Annotated in this window: 24 protein-coding genes; 19 read left to right on the forward strand and 5 right to left on the reverse strand. The window is 40.4% G+C overall.

Translation table 11 applies throughout. The features are described from left to right. Positions 1-11 precede the first annotated feature (11 nt). Positions 12-542, reverse strand: coding sequence for a MarR family winged helix-turn-helix transcriptional regulator (locus ACKTR5_RS11120; protein ID WP_407881542.1), 531 nt, complete (start codon positions 540-542; stop codon positions 12-14). A gap of 139 nt (positions 543-681) precedes the next feature. Between ACKTR5_RS11120 and ACKTR5_RS11125 the strand changes: the two genes are divergently transcribed. The 18 genes from ACKTR5_RS11125 (at position 682) to ACKTR5_RS11210 (ending at position 12,473) form a co-directional block, all read left to right on the forward strand. Continuing rightward, positions 682-1,614: an ATP-binding cassette domain-containing protein gene (locus ACKTR5_RS11125; RefSeq protein WP_407881543.1), complete on the forward strand. Its 933-nt coding sequence runs from the start codon at positions 682-684 to the stop codon at positions 1,612-1,614. A 17-nt stretch (positions 1,615-1,631) separates the two neighbouring features. Next, positions 1,632-2,405, forward strand: coding sequence for an ABC transporter permease (locus tag ACKTR5_RS11130; RefSeq protein WP_407881545.1), 774 nt, complete (start codon positions 1,632-1,634; stop codon positions 2,403-2,405). A gap of 243 nt (positions 2,406-2,648) precedes the next feature. Then, on the forward strand, positions 2,649-2,951 hold the full coding sequence (locus ACKTR5_RS11135) for a hypothetical protein (RefSeq protein WP_407881547.1): 303 nt from the start codon (positions 2,649-2,651) through the stop codon (positions 2,949-2,951). Between the two features lie 169 nt (positions 2,952-3,120). Next, positions 3,121-3,582, forward strand: coding sequence for a YopX family protein (locus ACKTR5_RS11140; protein ID WP_407881549.1), 462 nt, complete (start codon positions 3,121-3,123; stop codon positions 3,580-3,582). 538 nt (positions 3,583-4,120) lie between these two features. Beyond that, complete coding sequence (locus tag ACKTR5_RS11145; protein ID WP_407881550.1) at positions 4,121-4,567, forward strand: hypothetical protein; 447 nt, start codon at positions 4,121-4,123, stop codon at positions 4,565-4,567. Continuing rightward, a complete protein-coding gene (locus ACKTR5_RS11150; RefSeq protein ID WP_407881552.1) occupies positions 4,545-5,252 on the forward strand; it encodes a hypothetical protein in 708 nt (235 codons plus the stop codon). Before ACKTR5_RS11145 ends, ACKTR5_RS11150 begins: the two co-directional genes overlap by 23 nt. A gap of 13 nt (positions 5,253-5,265) precedes the next feature. Further along, complete coding sequence (locus ACKTR5_RS11155) at positions 5,266-6,036, forward strand: ABC transporter ATP-binding protein (RefSeq protein ID WP_407881554.1); 771 nt, start codon at positions 5,266-5,268, stop codon at positions 6,034-6,036. Next, positions 6,033-6,767 (forward strand): multidrug ABC transporter permease, encoded by a 735-nt coding sequence (locus ACKTR5_RS11160; RefSeq protein ID WP_407881556.1) that lies wholly within the window; start codon positions 6,033-6,035, stop codon positions 6,765-6,767. Before ACKTR5_RS11155 ends, ACKTR5_RS11160 begins: the two co-directional genes overlap by 4 nt. Further along, on the forward strand, positions 6,768-7,484 hold the full coding sequence (locus tag ACKTR5_RS11165; RefSeq protein ID WP_407881558.1) for an ABC transporter permease: 717 nt from the start codon (positions 6,768-6,770) through the stop codon (positions 7,482-7,484). 75 nt (positions 7,485-7,559) lie between these two features. After that, positions 7,560-7,868 (forward strand): hypothetical protein, encoded by a 309-nt coding sequence (locus tag ACKTR5_RS11170; RefSeq protein ID WP_407881560.1) that lies wholly within the window; start codon positions 7,560-7,562, stop codon positions 7,866-7,868. 124 nt (positions 7,869-7,992) lie between these two features. Then, complete coding sequence (gene amaP / locus ACKTR5_RS11175) at positions 7,993-8,544, forward strand: alkaline shock response membrane anchor protein AmaP (protein WP_407881561.1); 552 nt, start codon at positions 7,993-7,995, stop codon at positions 8,542-8,544. A 17-nt stretch (positions 8,545-8,561) separates the two neighbouring features. Further along, positions 8,562-8,744: a DUF2273 domain-containing protein gene (locus tag ACKTR5_RS11180; RefSeq protein WP_407881563.1), complete on the forward strand. Its 183-nt coding sequence runs from the start codon at positions 8,562-8,564 to the stop codon at positions 8,742-8,744. 28 nt (positions 8,745-8,772) lie between these two features. Further along, positions 8,773-9,198 (forward strand): Asp23/Gls24 family envelope stress response protein, encoded by a 426-nt coding sequence (locus ACKTR5_RS11185; protein ID WP_407881565.1) that lies wholly within the window; start codon positions 8,773-8,775, stop codon positions 9,196-9,198. A 43-nt stretch (positions 9,199-9,241) separates the two neighbouring features. Continuing rightward, positions 9,242-9,640, forward strand: a complete 399-nt coding sequence (locus ACKTR5_RS11190; RefSeq protein WP_407881566.1) for an Asp23/Gls24 family envelope stress response protein — start codon at positions 9,242-9,244, stop codon at positions 9,638-9,640. A gap of 513 nt (positions 9,641-10,153) precedes the next feature. Continuing rightward, positions 10,154-11,035: a glycosyltransferase family 8 protein gene (locus tag ACKTR5_RS11195; RefSeq protein WP_407881568.1), complete on the forward strand. Its 882-nt coding sequence runs from the start codon at positions 10,154-10,156 to the stop codon at positions 11,033-11,035. Positions 11,036-11,038: 3 nt separating this feature from the next. After that, a complete protein-coding gene (locus tag ACKTR5_RS11200) occupies positions 11,039-11,371 on the forward strand; it encodes a hypothetical protein (protein ID WP_407881570.1) in 333 nt (110 codons plus the stop codon). A 13-nt stretch (positions 11,372-11,384) separates the two neighbouring features. Next, on the forward strand, positions 11,385-11,570 hold the full coding sequence (locus ACKTR5_RS11205) for a DUF2188 domain-containing protein (RefSeq protein ID WP_407881571.1): 186 nt from the start codon (positions 11,385-11,387) through the stop codon (positions 11,568-11,570). A 15-nt stretch (positions 11,571-11,585) separates the two neighbouring features. After that, positions 11,586-12,473 carry an SDR family oxidoreductase gene (locus ACKTR5_RS11210; RefSeq protein ID WP_407881573.1) on the forward strand — a complete coding sequence of 296 codons (888 nt, stop codon included), beginning with the start codon at positions 11,586-11,588 and terminating at the stop codon, positions 12,471-12,473. 398 nt (positions 12,474-12,871) lie between these two features. Here ACKTR5_RS11210 and ACKTR5_RS11215 read toward each other — a convergent pair whose 3' ends face one another. Then, positions 12,872-13,168, reverse strand: coding sequence for a GntR family transcriptional regulator (locus tag ACKTR5_RS11215; RefSeq protein ID WP_407881575.1), 297 nt, complete (start codon positions 13,166-13,168; stop codon positions 12,872-12,874). Positions 13,169-13,318: 150 nt separating this feature from the next. On the opposite strand from ACKTR5_RS11215, the gene ACKTR5_RS11220 reads away from it, so the two are divergent. Beyond that, positions 13,319-15,073 (forward strand): SSURE domain-containing protein, encoded by a 1,755-nt coding sequence (locus ACKTR5_RS11220; protein ID WP_407881577.1) that lies wholly within the window; start codon positions 13,319-13,321, stop codon positions 15,071-15,073. 428 nt (positions 15,074-15,501) lie between these two features. Here ACKTR5_RS11220 and ACKTR5_RS11225 read toward each other — a convergent pair whose 3' ends face one another. The 3 genes from ACKTR5_RS11225 to ACKTR5_RS11235 form a co-directional block, all read right to left on the reverse strand. Beyond that, positions 15,502-16,299, reverse strand: coding sequence for a CPBP family intramembrane glutamic endopeptidase (locus ACKTR5_RS11225; RefSeq protein ID WP_407881578.1), 798 nt, complete (start codon positions 16,297-16,299; stop codon positions 15,502-15,504). 289 nt (positions 16,300-16,588) lie between these two features. Then, a complete protein-coding gene (locus tag ACKTR5_RS11230; protein ID WP_407881579.1) occupies positions 16,589-16,798 on the reverse strand; it encodes a hypothetical protein in 210 nt (69 codons plus the stop codon). Positions 16,799-16,907: 109 nt separating this feature from the next. Next, a partial coding sequence (locus tag ACKTR5_RS11235) for an LPXTG cell wall anchor domain-containing protein (protein ID WP_407881580.1) occupies positions 16,908-17,302 on the reverse strand: 395 nt, incomplete at its 5' end.

Genomic DNA, 17,302 nt, shown 5'->3' on the forward strand with positions numbered 1-17,302 from the left:
AGCTATTATAATTATTTATTTTCACCAGCATGAAGTTGATCTAACATGCGTTTTAAAATTGTTTGATGGAATTTATTGAACCACGTTGGTTTAGCAATACTAATTTCTTCGTACATATGCTGATTAAGCTTGTTTAGAATATGGATTAGTTGATTCAATTCCGTATTATTAAGAGCCGCTAAAAATGATGGAATTTGATTTGTACCACTAGTGATTTCTTTTCTTCCGGCGTCAGTGATGCTAATAACATTGATTCGTTTATCCTTCGCTGATTTTGAGCTTGTAACAAAGCCTTTTTTTTCAAGTTTTCGCACGAATTCTGTGGTTGATTGAGCAGTTAAATTGAGTCGTTCAGCTAATTCTTTTTGAGCTAATTGGTCTTCTTGCATTAAAGCTAATAAAATTTTCCCTTGACCCTGAAAAATCATTTGTCGTTCGCGGTGGTCGTGCTCACGATTACCGACGTCATCAGAAATATGTTGAAGTATCTCGAATTCAATTAACGTGATTGCTGCGTCCTCTTGTTTAAATAAATCATTCATATTTGCACCTCTAAAAGTATTGTAACGTAATTTTTCGAATTATTAAGGCCTCCTGATAGAATTGGATTGACAAATTAATCAGGGTACTTTAATATGTTGATTTATCAGGTACCCTGATTAAAAAGAAAGAAGGATCTTTATGCAGGTGAAAACAGCAATAACGGCAGAGCATCTCGTTAAAAAGTTTGGCGACAGTACGGTCGTTAACGATATGAGTTTTGCTGTAAAGACAGGCGAAGTTTTTGGTTTATTGGGGCCAAATGGTGCCGGGAAGACAACGACATTACGAATGATTACAACATTACTAAAACCAACAAGCGGAAATGTAACGATTTTTGGACATGATGTACGTAAAGAAGGACGATTAGCAAGGTCGATGTTTGGATTGACAGGACAATATGCCTCTGTTGATGAGGATATTTCTGCACAAGAAAATTTGATGATTTTCGCCCGATTAAACGGTTTAACACGATTTGAGGCAAAATATCGTACCGCGGAACTTCTTGATGAATTTTCGTTAGCAGATGTTGCTAAAAAATCGTTGAAAGATTTTTCCGGTGGAATGCGCCGCCGTCTGGATTTAGCGGTCAGTTTAATTACTCGTCCGGCTTTAATTTTTTTAGATGAACCAACTACTGGCTTGGATCCTCGAACACGCACACAAATGTGGAAAACGATTCGAAACCTGGTGAATCAAGGATCCACGATTGTTTTGACAACACAATATTTAGACGAAGCCGATGCGCTGGCAGATCGTATTGCAGTTATAGATCATGGCCGAATGGTCAAAATAGGAACTCCCAATGAGCTTAAACAGGAAATAGGCGGTGTTACGCTAAAGCTAACTCTTGTTAAAGAACAAGAAAAAAGTACTGCGCAACAGCTGTTATCACAAGAAATCGACAAACAAATTCAAGTAAATGACGGTCAACTTACGGCCCATTTAAAGGACGCTAATCAAGTTATGAACTTACTAGCAAGATTACAGACGGCCAACGTTCAAGTAAGGGATATCGACATACAAAAGCCAACTTTAGATGATGTGTTTTTCGAACTAACAGAAAAAAAGTGAATTAATGAGGTGTTCTTATGCAAATTCAACGATGTGGAAGCTTGATTGAAAATACGGTAACAATGGCTTATCGAAACTTACTTAAAACATTTCATAACCCAGATCGTTTTATGGACGTAGTGATCCAACCTGTAATGTTTATGCTACTGTTCGGATATTTATTTGGTGGGGCAATCGCTGGCGGAGTGCATGCCTATTTGCCAACTATTGTTCCCGGCATCCTGATTCAAACACTACTATCTGCTGCTTCTGGTTCTGGAGCTCAAATTCGTGAGGATATGGATTCTGGTGTTTTTGATCGCTTTAAATCATTGCCTATGGATCACATAGCACCGTTGGCAGGACAGCTATTTGCGGACGTTCTCAGATTAGTAGTAGCAACCATTGTTTCTCTGTTAACAGGATATATTATGGGTTGGCGGCCTAATGTTGAAGTGGGTTGGGTTTTGGCTAGTGCAGCGTTAGCCATTTTTATTGGATGGTCGCTTTCTTGGGTTTTTGCTTTTTTCGGTCTTTTGGCGAAAAGTTCTTCAATGGTTCAAAGTGTTTCCATGATGGTTATGATGATTTTGTCATTTTTATCGAATGCTTTTATTCCATTAAATACGTTACCAAAAGTGATGCACGTGTTAGCAAATTTAAATCCAGTGACCTACGTGATTAAGGCAATTCGGCAAATGCTAACTAATGGCTCATTGACTAATGCAGTTTGGATCGTATTAATATTCGGAATGGGGATCGTGATTGTTTTTGCACCATTGACTGTATGGGCATATAATCATAACAATTAAATAATTATATATAATAAGTGGTCTACGAAAAACGCCATTCAATTGAATGGCGTTTTTTTAGCGAAAACCAAGCCAACAAATCAAAAGACTCTCGAGGCTCGGAATGCGCCGTGGTTAATAGCTGTAACCGCAGCATGTCGTGCTATTCACTATTGTGTAAGTCAGCAGTGTTCCCAGAAGCTCGGTCATTTATGGCCGAGTAGTTCACTAACTGAAGTGTTACACGGGATCGCCATCCTATACATGTTCATTGGTGTTGCTTTATCGGTACCGGGTGCAATTGCAGGAAACAAAGGCGTCACGATTCCGCATTCACTCATTGTGCAATCAAATGCTGAAGCGGTGTCGATGCTAACGGGTGGTTTTGCCTTCTTCGTTATTGCGGTGATTCTTTTCGGGTTAGGACAGCATCTAGGACAGCAAAAAGTTGCAACGCCGTGGTCAATGGTCCTCGACAGAATCGATGAAGAGAATCAAATCGTGATCGGTTATCGCACACGTATCGTCTATTGGTTAGCCCATCATGTTACAAAGTGCCTGGCTTAAGAAACTGTTGAGCCCACGTTATGCCCAGCGATTTTCAGAAATTGAAAGCGTGGAAATGAGATCAGGCGAACTGTCTGAGCGGAGTGAAAAGCAACCGGTGCGATACAACGTCTAACAACATGCACCGGTAAAAAATGTGGCTGGGTATGATCCATGGAGGATATTAAAGATGGAAGAAAGTTTGTGGATTGATCGAAAAGGAAGAGTAACGATACGAGAAATCAAGTACCGGGCGTGGGACAAAGTGATCCATAAGTTGATGAATGTTACCTCAATGGTTTCGGAACCCGACGGGACTGACAAATACGGTAATTTTAGGTGGAAAATTTATTATGTACGTGGGCAGAATGTTAAGGATTGTTCCAAAGTCGAACACTACAGTGGCCAAGCAGAAATTGAAGAGCGACTGTTGTTTGAACAATACACAGGACTGCACGATATCAACGGCAAAGAAATCTATGAAGGAGACATTGTTCAACCCGTACGTTCGGGATTACTAAAATTGCTAAAGTCATTCGTTGACAAGCCATTCATCGTCAAGACCGGTGATTATGCTGGTGATTATGAATTTAGAAAAAGGTTGCTTATTGTTGGCAACATTCACGAGAACCCGGAATTCACAGTGAAATAATTTTAATGAGAATGAAACTAAATTGGATATGGTTCTGGCCAAACATTATCAAAAATGGATCAAAGAAACGTTTGGCGTTTTAATCTAGTTTTAGCAAAGCATAGTCAACAACTTAACAGTTGTTGACTATGCTTTGCTAATGTCTTATTGGCTTGATTTTACAGAGGCGCAACAACATAGTTCATAAATATGCCGAGTGATGCAGTGTAAAAGATTAATTAGGTTAAACGAAAAAGATTTGATAAAAAATGAACAAAATAACAAATAAATTTAAATTTTGGTTGCTGTTTAGTGATAAAAAAGATTAAGATAACATGTGAATCAGCTGATTCATTGTCCAAAATCAAATTGGAGGGAAGTGATATCTATGACTGCGAAAGAATTACAAACTAAAGTAGAAGCCACTATCGCTGAAGCTATTGAGAAAGTTCAAAACCAACATAATGCTGTGTTTGGTGAAGCTATGACAACATGGGCACATGGATAAACACTCACTTCACAATGTTAATGGATAAAATCAGGAAGTAGGAGAATGGTTATGTATTTGAAAACATATGTCGAAACTGCCTTGAACAAGCTTAATTCGAGTAAGTATGAAAATACTGCATTCTCTGAGCGTCTTGAAGTAGCAGCTGCCTTACTGAAAGGAGTTCCGTTTGAGGAGAGATCTTCGCGGGCTCCTTTCTTTTTGAATGATTTAGGCGTGCGTTTTACCGAGAGTCCCAGAGAGTTTGCAGCTTGGAATTCAGATAAGATCGATGTGACACTTCCAACATCTAATGAAATTCTTGATGATTTAATGAAATTCAATATTGATAAACTTCATTATTTGCTTGATGCCGTGGTTTTGATTACGGGTGATTATGATTCTGTTGTTCAAGCAGTTTTACAGAGAAAACAGGAAATCCTTAGTAAAGGTTCATATGAAGCGTTGATTTACAGCGGTACTGCAGTTGCATCGCGTGAAAAAAAAGGATGCCTATGATTTTTTCAGTGCAGCCATTAAAAAGGCACCTGATGTAAACCACGTAATTACGGGGTATCATCGACTAATCGTTTCTAAAATGAAACGGTTTCATGATTCGAAAAACTTACGACAGCTAATGGATCAAATGGTCAGCATTGAAATACCCAAATCGGCAGAAAGAAAGCTGTACTTTGCCTTATTTGAAAACCTATTAGGATTAGGGATGGTCATGGAAGAGGCGCCCTTATCTTGGATTTCTGCTAAAACAAGCTTACTTGTCGCTGCAGACTATATTTCAGAGTTTTTACAGGAATCGACAAATATTGATTTAATTAGTCAAGCAAGACGGTACCAGGGACAAGTTGGGATTAATATGGTTCAGCTTGAGGTGTCAAACAATGATCTTGATCAAGCCTTGTTCGTTGCGACGGAAAATTTAGATAACGTTAAAAAGTATTCAACAGATTATGTCGCTGAAGCCTATAATACTTTGGGGTATACCGAGTATCTATGTAAAAATTATGAAGATGCGATTGTTCATTTAAAAACCGCTGTTGACGAACAAAGCAAAATTGGAAATTTAGACGGTATTATTGATGCACGGCGGATTTTAATCAGCTGTTATGTGAAGCTTAAAGATAACAAAAAGGCTGAGACTGAAGCTCGATTAATTATTGAGAAGTCATTTGAATTTGAAGATTGATAGAGGTAACAACATGGAAGAATTGCTTTCTGTAAATCATTTGTCAAAGAAATATACTGAAGGTCAGGTAGACTTTGACGCACTTGTTGATGTTTCTTTCTCAATTAATTCAGGGGAGATTGTGTCATTGCTTGGCCCAAATGGTGCTGGCAAAACGACGACCGTTTCGATAATTGGAGGTTATTTGCGTCCGACATCAGGTGAGGTGATTATGGATGGTCAAAATATTATCACTTCCAGAAAGAGACCTCGAATTGGTGTATCTTTTGGGGGTGATCTTGGATTTTATGGCCGATCATCTGCAATGGAGAACTTACGATTTTTTTCGGATTTAGCAATGATTCCTTACCGTCAACAACGAGAAGAAATCCACAGAGTTTTGAAACTTGTAAATCTAACTGATGTGGCAAACAAAAAGGTGCAATTTTTTTCCAAGGGAATGACACAACGTTTGCATATTGCGCGTTCATTATTAGGTAAACCAGAATTACTACTATTAGACGAACCAACGAGTGGACTTGATGTTGAAATTGCAACCAGTATTCGAGAGACAATTAGTAATCTTGCAGATTCCGGAGTTGCAGTTCTTTTGACCAGTCACACAATGTCAGAAGTTGAATCTTTAGCGGATAAAATCATTTTACTAGGAGCTGGAAAGGTTTTTGCTACAGGAACTGTTGAAGAAATAGTTGAAAGCTCGAATGTTCAACACATTGACCGGCCTGCAACACTTGAGGAATCTTACCTCGCATTAGCGCCGATGCTAAGGAGAAATGTAAAATGAGATTCTTTCGAATTTATCTTTTTCATCTCAAACAATATGTTTCAAATCATTATTTTTTTTGGCTCACAATAACTAGCACCGTTTCAATTTTTTTTCTACAGTACATTGTAGCTTATGCTAATCATGATCTTGCAGATTCCCAAATTTGGATAAAGAGCGGGGTTTTTGGCCTTTGGTCTTCTACCACAACCGCCGCTGGTAGCATCGGATTTCAGCGTTTCCAGGGGACGTTGCCATATCTTCTTAATACACAATATGATGAACGCGGGTCACTTATTGCGCTGTTACTACCAGCTTCAAGTTATGGATTGACTTCGTTTCCAATTTCGTTTGTAATGGCTAAAATTCTTTCGGTATCGGTTGGATCTATATCATTATCGTTGGTGATTTCTGTACTATTTTTGTGGGCGGGGGCAGCACTTATGGGCATTTTAATTGCTTCTTTTTTTACGCTTACACCCAATGCCTTAGTTTATGAAGAACTGATTAACTTACCCATTATTCTTCTTTCTGGATTGTTTGGTAGTGAAAAAATCCTCAATCCGCTCACGAATGTTACTCAATGGGTTATTCCAATCACAGCACCAGTTGCCAGACTTACTGGTCGTTCTTCCTCACTTAGCTGGCTGGCATTTTTAACTAGTTTTGGGATCTGGATCGTGATCATTTTATTAGTCGTTCGTAGAATAAATGATCTAAGCAAAGAGAAAGGGACATTGAAGGTGATTTAAATGCATACTCAATTCTCAAATCTTTCTTTTTTGTCTAACTGGCGAACTAGAGTAATTTATTTTCTGCTTTTACCGGTTGCAAATTTACTTTTGTTAATTTTAATTAGTGGTGAGTATGAAAATGTAGCTGCATGGAGAGTCGCACTCGGCTCAATTGTTATTGAAGGAGCAACGTTAAGTCTTCAATCTATGTCCCAACTTTTAGTTACTGATGCCAGATTAAAAATTGACATAGAACTGATTTCAAAAAAACCATATAGTATTCGATATTGGGGTAACAAGTTTTTGGCTGCAATAGTACCTGGTATTATTTTGGCTTCGGTAAACACAACATTATTATTTCTAGTTAAAGCTCCTTTGCATTTAGTGTTTCGTGCGTATCTATTGATTGTACCTATTTGTGTAGTCGGCGCTATTTTGGGATTCACTTCATGGTGCGTGTCCTGGGAAATGAAGAATCCTTATTTTTTTACAAACCTAATTTCGTCACTTTTAGTTCTTGTGTCTGGAGCATTGATTTTAGTGTCTGAATATCCAATGTGGTTGCAAGTTGTCAGTAAGATGTTTCCACTGTATAGTTTCATAAACTGGTTATCATTTTCGAACGGGTCAGTGGTGGAAACAATTATAAATACTAGCATATGGCTTATCATTGGCGTTGTTTTATATGTTGTACAAATTCCTAGAGTGCTTAGAAATAAAACCCATGAATATTAAAAAGAACCTCCGGTGAAATAATGCATTGAAGTGAACCCCCAGAATTGGACAAAATCCAACCCTGGGGGTTTTACTATGGCTAAATATAATTATGATTTTAAGGCACGTGTTGTAGCCGAATTTTTAAGCGGAATTAGTAGTCCAACCTTGGACATTAAATATCACATTCCACAGGCAAGAACTATTCGAGGGTGGGTCAAACAATTTCAAATTCACGGCTCAAAGGGACTACAGGTTCAGCTTACACACCGTCGATATTCTAGCCCCTTTAAACAACAAGTATTAAACTGGATGAAACAACATCAGGCCTCTTATACTAAACGGCATGACCCTGATGCGTTATCGAGATCATGCCGTCGCATGAAAACTATTTTAATTATTTGACTGTCTACTTGACGCGGATCCGAGCCCCCGATGTGCTGTTTACTAAATGGTAAGCGCATTCTTTGAATGCTTTCTGATGAATCGTATAAAATGTGTCTAAACAAAAGGAAGGAGGCACATTGGAATGAAACTTTTTAGCAAATGGATGGTTGGTCTAGCCGGACTGATCACATTGCTAGACGGTGGTGTGTTGGTTATCACCAGCGTGGACATAAAACCGCTCTCGAAGTGGTTAACAAATGTCATAATGATTAATCCACGGGTGAGTCAAATGATTTTCGTTATCTTTGGCATCATCACGATGATCACAGGCTTACTACTTTTGCTGATTAGTCTGTTTAAGGCCCGAACCGTTAATGCAGTTCGATTACAAGGTGAACGCGGTGAGGTCACACTACCAGTTTCGGCGATGGAAAAAGATTTGCAACGTAGAATTGCTGATGTAGTTGGCGTTAGCCGCCCTGAAGTACAATTGCGTCTGCATAATCGAAAACGCCGTGCTGACGTTCACGTCAATGCTATTGCCGCGGGAGACGCTCAGTTTGAAACACTGGGCGGTGAGATTCTTCAAGTTGTGCAAACATATTTAGCTGATAGCTTGAACTTCACGCTTGGGCGGCAGAAAATCAATGTGGTTCCAATTACAGCGACAAAAATGAAAGCACGCGTGGTTTAGGCGAAGGGAGTGAGCTGATGAATCGAATGATGTTTGGCACAATTGTTGGCTTAGCACTGGGACTAGCATGGATTATTGACGGATTTTGGAGCATGGTTCTTGTTTTAGCAATGGCGCTTATTGGTGGTTTGGTCGGAAAATATTTGCGACTGGATCGTACCGAAATTAAACAGCGTATCAATCGTTTCTTGTCGAACTAAAGTCACTTAATTATGGAGGAAATCAATAATGGAAAATACGCAACAAACGAACATGAAGAACACATTGAGCTATGACGACGGCGTAATCGAAAAAATCGCTGGTTTAGCAGCACGTAACGTCGATGGGGTTCTATCATTGGATGGTGGTATGTTGAGTGGCCTTACTGATCGTTTTCGTAATCAAGCTGATCCAACGCAGGGCATTGACGCCGAAGTTGGACAAAAACAAGTTGCCTTAGATATGCATGCTACGGTTGAATATGGTAAGGATATTCGGCAGCTGTTTAATCAGGTGACAAGTCGCGTGGTACGTGACATTAAAAGCTTTACTGGCTTAGAGGTCGTTGAAATGAACCTTCATATTAACGATGTTATGAGTAAACGGGAATGGCAAGAACAGACGAAAGGCAAACCAAATTCACAACATTCACCGGAAGCAAAACAAGTTGAATAATTAGACTTGCTAACTGATACTCACTTTTAAGGAGGATAATGCGATGGCTGAAGCAGTAACGGAAAAGGAATTGGTTTTTGACAACGATGTTTTAGAAAAAATTGCCGGTAAGACGGCTCAAGAAGTTGACGGTGTTTTAGAACTGAAAGGTGGCTTACTTGACAGCATTTCGACGCAAATAAACGGTAGTAAGCCAGAACAAGGGGTTTCGGCTGACGTAGACGAAGATAAGCAAACCGTCGAGTTGGAACTTGAAGGCACGCTAGAATATGGCAAGGATGCCAATGATATCTTTGACAAGATCACGCGCAAAATTACAGCGGCAGTTCGTTCCATGACCGGATACACGGTAACTTCCATTAAATTGCATGTAAAGGACATGTTAACTGCAAATGAATGGCGTGAGCAAAACAAACAAACTAACAAGAAGAAAGAAAAATAGGTCACTGACAATTAAAAAATAATTATTAGGTTTTAGTATGGCAGACAAATTGACGACATTAAGCTCAAACTAAAAAATCTCGATGATCAAACTGAGGGAAAATCAAAATAAGTGAAGGGCGCCATCACCGGCGATACTGGCGATAAGGTGGCGGAAAACGTTGAAGAAGGCGAGGAAAAGGTGAAAGACGCCTTTTCTGATGTCTAAGATCAATTAAGGCAACTTAGACGAAATCTGAAATTTGCTGGTTCATGTTTGCGTACTCTAAATTAGAGTTTGGAACATAATTCTTAATTAAAGAGGGAATTGCGTGAAATCGTTTTGCATTCGATCACTTCGTTTGAGTGAACTGCCCCCCTGAGTTGAATTTCTCCAACTCGGGGGGGCAGTTCAGGATTGGAACAAGATTCTTTTTTACATTGAATTATCAAAGCAGAAAATTTGAATGTCACGGTTAACTTTTGTACTGTAAACCCTCATTTTAGATCTTGTTTTTTATAAGGAGAATGTAGAATGAATCAACAGTTACACATCGCAGCTACAACTAATACCAAGTTTTTAGAGCCGTTACAGGTATGTTTACTATCAGTTTTGCAAAATAATTCGGCGTCTGCCATTAAGTTTTCAATTATTGATGATCATCTTTCGCCAGCTAATCGTCGCTCCTTTGATATCTTGTTGGATAATTTTGATAACTGTGATGAGATTACTTTTTTGACGCCTAATGAAAAGTCTTATATGCCGGCAATCACCGATAACCGAATTCCATCAGCCGCTTATTATCGATTGGATTTGCCACAAATGTTACCGCATAGCAACCGCCTGTTATATCTTGATTGTGACATGATTTGTGAGAAATCCTTGGTACCATTGTGGAAAAACAATTTAGTTGGGAAAGTCGTTGGGGCGGTGGAAGATGCTGGTTATGTATCAAGGCTTGCCGAAATGGGGGTTACATGTCGTGATCACACCTATTTCAATTCCGGTTTGCTGTTAATTGATATGCAGGCCTGGCGAGCACAGCATATTACCGAGCAAGCGCGGCGATTCATTCACGATCATGGTGAGCAGTTGGTATATCACGATCAAGATGTTCTTAACGCGGTCTTGGCAGATAACTGGTGCTATTTACACCCACGTTTTAACGTACAATCGCGATTAGTAAGAAAAGAGCAAATTAATCCCCAACCAGCGCGCGAACGGTTAGCAGAAGCGGCCCGTCAGCTTCCAACAATGATTCATTATTCGGGTCGTAGCAAGCCTTGGCTGGGGGAAGATGATGGTGTTCGATTACACCCGTGGCGCAGAGTGTATCAGGAATACGCCGCCGAATTACAAAGGCTGCGCCGAAATGATGCTTCACACCGATGGTTGGCTTATGCCAAGGAGGAATAAACGATGAGTGATGTGATTTTATTCAGCGAACAGCAGACACCGGTTTTATGGCTGAAACGCGGCGATACCGTTAATCTTGGCGCAGACAGCGACTTTGAATTACGGTATGACGAACAGGCCAATACGTATGATTTATTAAAAACACCTTTCGGTAAGGGTGAAGGTACGCCAAGCGAGCAATTTTTCTTCTTTCAAGATTTATTCGAACTGGCGCGTAAGCATGGCTATACACTTGGTAGTTCCCAAGACGATACTCGTCGCATTGAAAGCGTTGAATTAACGCCTGGCGTTGGACAAGACAACTCAAAGCAGATATTGCACGTATACGTAAAGTGAGGAGAAAGAGATAATGCCGTGGACTTATAAAGAATATCCGGATTCATTTAAAAATATGAATGTAAAGACACGTCATAAGGCAATTGAAATCGCCAATGCGCTCAAACGCGAAAAATATCCTGATGATCGCGCGATTCCAATTGCAATTTCGCAAGCCAAAGAATGGTATGAAGATCATGTTTCGACTGACGAAAAGTGAAGAAAGGTGCTTGCCATGACATCAATGACTAATGATCCACGAAAAAAATATCAAACTAAGGATTTCCCTGAGCAATCCCAACCCTATCCAGGCATGCAAAGGGATATGTTGCCAATCCCAGATTGCGGTGAAAATAGCTATGTCGGTCACAAACGCTTAAGTGGGAAAAAGGCATTAATTACCGGTGGTGATTCGGGGATTGGACGAGCCGTAGCGATTGCTTATGCGCGTGAAGGGGCTGATGTCGCGATTGCTTATCTACCCGCCGAACAGGCAGATGCTGAAGAAGTCGAAAAACAGATCACCGCTGCCGGTCGTAGATCTGTACAGATTCCCGTAGATTTGACCAAAGAAGATGAGACGAAGCTGATGGTTCAAACAGCTACTGATGCGCTAGGCGGTTTAGATATCGTGGTGATGGTTGCAGGAATGCAGCAGGCAGTGACTGATATCAATGATATTTCTACGAAGCAACTGACAGATACGTTTACAACCAACGTCTTCTCAATGTTTTGGACAGTTCAAACAGCCTTGCCGAACCTTCATCCAGGTGCGTCAATTATCACGACAACATCGATTCAAGCATATAGTCCATCACCCAATTTGTTGGATTACGCGTCTACAAAGGCGGCAATTCACAACTTTTCTCAGGGCCTCTCGCGACAGTTAGGCGACAAGGGAATTCGGGTTAACACAGTGGCGCCAGGCCCCATCTGGACAGCCCTGCAAGTTAGTGGCGGACAACCGACCTCGGCGTTACCTTCATTTGGTCAACAGACGTCGTTAGGTCGTGCAGGGCAGCCAGCTGAACTAGCTGGGACATATGTTTATCTAGCAAGTGATGACGCTAGTTACGTTACAGGACAGTGTTATGGCGTAACTGGTGGTGGGTTGACGAACTAGTTCACTAAAGGCTTTTAGGACTGTTATAACCGGTAAATATGAGTCTGGCCATCAAATAGACAGGCAAGTTCTCTTCCTATGATAGCTAGGTGATCATGATTGTAGGGGCGCCCTCACGGTCAATTTCAGATTGACCCAGCGTGGGAGGAGGTGCCCATGCAATTAAACAGATTGAGGTTAGCTTGCGGTGATCCTGTTAATTCAGGCGCTCACGGCCATTAGCTTAGCACTTTCCATTTGTGAAAAGTGTAAAGCTATTTTTGGCCATAAAAAAAGCCGTCACTAAGTGATGGCCTAACCCATGATGCAATGTGATTACGTGGAGTCAGCTGTCGCAAGCAGCTGGCTCTTTTTAATTGCTACCATGATAATAGCACAATTCTTGTTGTTTTCAACCGTTAGCTCTGACCAGGTTGGAGTGTCACTAGGTCAGACTTAATGTACCGAACGACTGTCCGTGAGACGCCAAATGTTCTGGCGATGGCAGAGTCATTGAGTGTTGATTGCTGTAATTGTTCGCAGATTTGTTCGTAAATGTAGCGTTTTTGAAGGGTATTAGCCGTGGCTGAGTACGAGCGGGGGGCGACCCCTGACACCACGTATTTTGGCCAACTTAATGCCCTGGGCCTGACGTTCCCTAATTCGTAACCGTTCTGACTCAGCTTGAAGACTGACTGAATCACGTCCGTAAGCATGTTTCACAGTCCCTAATCAGGAATGTGAAAAAAATTCTTAAATAGACACTTTAAAAAAATAAGTAATAAAACTAGTCAAATTTTAATGTTCTTGGTATGGTTGTGGTGTTCAAAAACACTAATACTGAATTTTTGTGAGGGAGTCTTAATATGTTGAAAGAAAATTTGCATAGTACGAGTTTTTCACAAGAAAAAAGCACACGATACAAAATGTATAAAAGTGGAAAGTTATGGGTGACCAGCGGTCTGAGTATCTTAGCCCTTTCCGGTGTTTTAGCGATTAGCCAATTAAACGCCAGTGCAGATACAGTTTCAGCGGCCCCTGAACAAACTACAGTGGTCACTAAGGGTGCTGTTACTGAAACAACCACTGATAATTCGATTGCATCATCAACAAAAACAGGTGCCTCTGCTCAAACACAGTCAGTAACTGCTAACGTTGGTAGTAATGCGTCAGTAGTTTCTCCAACAAGTCAAAATGTGGCGACTCTGCCATCGGTTTCAGAAGGAACGGCCAGCGCTAGTTCTCTGCAGGTAGCCAGTTCGGCAAATGAATCGGCGCAAGGGTTACCTGCGACCCAAGCAACATCCGGGGCGAGTGCCGCACTGAACACGACTGCGCAGACTGATACAAAAGATATTGAACTTTTGACCACTCCAACTGTCACTAGTGATGACGTTCAACAAGCAGTAAATACTAACATTAAAGACAGTGTCACAGTACCAGCAAGTTACTTGGCAAATGCGAACCCAGACGGTTCCGGTCCATTTACGGCAGGTGTTAACCAAGTCATTCCATTCAACGCCTTCGGCGGAGACGGGATGTTAACTCGGCTATTATTAAATGCATCTGATAGTGCCCCTTGGTCAGACAATGGCACCGCAAAGAACGCGGCTTTATTGCCAATCAGTGAAAATGCAGATCAATTTACCTATGAAGTTGATTTGAACGGGAACACGACGGGGAAAACCGGTGCGGATTTAATCGCCCAATTAAAGGCCAACGGTAAAATGGCTTACGATGCAACCGTTAAAGTTTACAGTAAGACTGATCCAACCACTGTTGTCGCAACTAAGAACGTTACAGTTAACTTGGCTAGCCTGACAGATGGCATTAAAGACAGTGTCACGGTACCAGCAAGTTACTTGGCAAATGCGAACCCAGACGGTTCCGGTCCATTTACGGCAGGTGTTAACCAAGTCATTCCATTCAACGCCTTCGGCGGAGACGGGATGTTAACACGGCTATTATTAAACGCATCTGACGGTGCCCCTTGGTCAGATAATGGCACCGCAAAGAACGCGGCTTTATTACCAATTAGCGAAAATGCGGATCAATTTGCGTATGAAGTTGATTTGAACGGGAACACGACGGGGAAAACCGGTGCAGATCTAATTGCTCAACTGAAAGCCAATGGCACGATGACTTATCGGGCAACAGTTAAAATTTATGGCATGAAGGATGGGAAACCAGATCTAACTAATTCAATCGCAACAAAAGAAGTGAATATCACAATTACAGTGTCTGCTAATGGGCAAATCACTGAGACGATGAAACCAGAAACAATGACACCTGACACATCAACACCGGAAATGGGTTCACAAACTAGTGCTGGCACTTCAACAGTGTCAGTTATGGATTCTGGAACTGGTGCCGCAGTGAGTCAACAAGCCTCAAACGGTTCGATGATGGTGACCAAGAGCCCTGCAACAGTTTTATCGACACAAAAGAGTGGTTTAGCTTCCGGGCAGACTAAGATGAAAGCGCCTAAAACAACTTCAGAGTTACCACATACTGGGGAGACAAACCAAAAGTCTTCTAATTTGATTGGCGTATTGTTATTGTCATTACTGACTGCAATTGGGAGTGTATTCGGATTTCGGAAGAGAAATTTGAAACATTAAAATAAAATCATTTGTTGCAAATGATGTCTGTAATTAATAAAAATGGTCTGACCTTTATTACATAAAGGTCAGACCATTTTTTAATTCTGAAACTGTAGAACAACGGGAAATTTAATAGGCGAGAAGGGTACATACAAAGTAGGTAAATTGAAAATAGGGAGGAAAGTGTACCGTTATTTTGAAAAATACGTTTTGTCAACCACAGCGAGATAAACTGGCATTGTTTAACGGGCGCTGGGAGTGCGCTATTTCAAAGTCAAAACTTCTGTTAAAAAGCAAGTTCAATTTTCGATGTCAAGACGGTTAGTTCAGAGCTCTAGCTTGCCAATGACGGCGTAATAATTAGTTAAAGCAGAGGTCACTTCGTTTAGATTCAAAGGTAACACTTTGACAATTACTAGGCGGATTTATTTGCTTGAATAATTTAATTATTCAACTGCACGTAACCCAATTATCTTTTTAGATCGTTTAACTGTTCTCAAAAGGTACTCTGAATACAGAATTCCGAAGATTAAAATAATTAAGGAAGATACATCAATCGAACTTGCAGTTCCAGTGCCAACCAATGATTGGTGCATTCCAAAGATGAAACTAGTCGTATCAACAAACGTATGCAACAAAATAACAATCCAAATATTACTGGTGAGATAATAAATGGTCGTGAATAGAACGCCTATGCCAATTGCATAAACAATCTGGTTGGTGGTATCCCAAAAAGGTCTTCCTAAGTAATTCAACGCATGTGATAAACCAAAGATACTGCCTGAAATTAAAATGTTGGTTTTTACAAGTTTAGGCGATAAAGCCATCAATCCATTGAAAACACCGCCCCGCATGACAACTTCTTCGAACATACTGACGATTAATGCAGACAAGGTTGCTAAAAGGACAATAAGCAAAATTTTGGTAAATGGAACCTTAATTAAATTTTTCCAAACATAATTGTCTTGAAAAAAATTACCAAACCCTAATAAAAGTAAAGGCCATCCAAAAATAAACCAATTTGACCAACTTTCTTCTCTAAATCCATAAACAACCTTAAACGCTCGTTTGCCAATGATAACCAAAATACCCAACAATAATAATTCAAAAGTGGGAACCTCAAGTATACCAATGTTTTGACCACTTTGATTTTTAAGAATAAATTCAATTGGGAAATTCCAAAATCCCAAAACGACAATGAACACTAAATTAATTAAAATGAAAAAACTGCCTTTCATTTTCATTGGTTTTTCCTCCAATAAACTAATTTATTCAGTTTACTCAAATAATGAATGTTTTTGTTCACGATACTTCACTAATAGCAATGAAACCCAGTCTTCATTGCTACTAAAGCAAATATTGACACATTTTTGGTAGTATTAACTGGCAATATTAAGATATGATTTGCTTTACCTCAGAGGAAATCTCTGCCAAAACTTGTGCACCATATTCGGTGATGTAGGCTCGTTTTGCGCGTCGATCATCTGGAGCATTCTCCACATAAAGTAGCCCTTGACGGACATTCAGACTTAGTCATATAGATAATGCAGAAGCACTCAATTGCAGTGCTTTCGCTAGCTCCTTAACCCCAATTCCTACGGGTGATTCTTGTAACAACGACAGAATGTACAACGTACTTAAATCATGTCCGAGTCTTTGTTGCACTTGACGATTAATAGACTGAATGTGAGCCTGCGTTTCAATGAGGGGCTTGAGCTTATCAAGAATATTTGTTTTAGGCATGGGTAAAATTCCTTTCTTATTTAACATGGTCCTTTCAAAAAGACTCGCCAGACTCTTACTGAGCCCGGCGAGTCTTTTTTGACATGATTTGCTTTATTTAAAGCAGTGCTTACTGTTTATTCTTTCGACGAAAACCAAGTAGACCCAGCCCAAGTCCGGCTAAACCAAGTATGGTTAAACTAGCTGATTCAGCAATCTCATTGTGCTGTTGCTCCCCGGTTTTAGGTAGCTCTGTCTTATTACCTGAAATCATCTTTTTTTGATTGTGATCTTTGATATCAACTTTTGTGTGCTTAGTTTCGGATAAATCAACCGAAACTGCCTCAAGTTTTCCATCAATATCGGTTGCCTTACCGCCTAAGTCAGCTACTGTTGCGGTTGCGTCACCAACGTGCATGGTGAAGTCATTAGCAGAGATAGACTTTTGGTTAGCCAAGACGGTTAATTTCACGGTCTTAGTTTGGCCGTCGGCCGTCGTTAACGTAACATTGTACATCCCAGCCG

This window comes from Furfurilactobacillus entadae, from assembly GCF_045862745.1.
In the GTDB taxonomy this organism is placed as follows: Bacteria; Bacillota; Bacilli; order Lactobacillales; family Lactobacillaceae; genus Furfurilactobacillus; species Furfurilactobacillus entadae.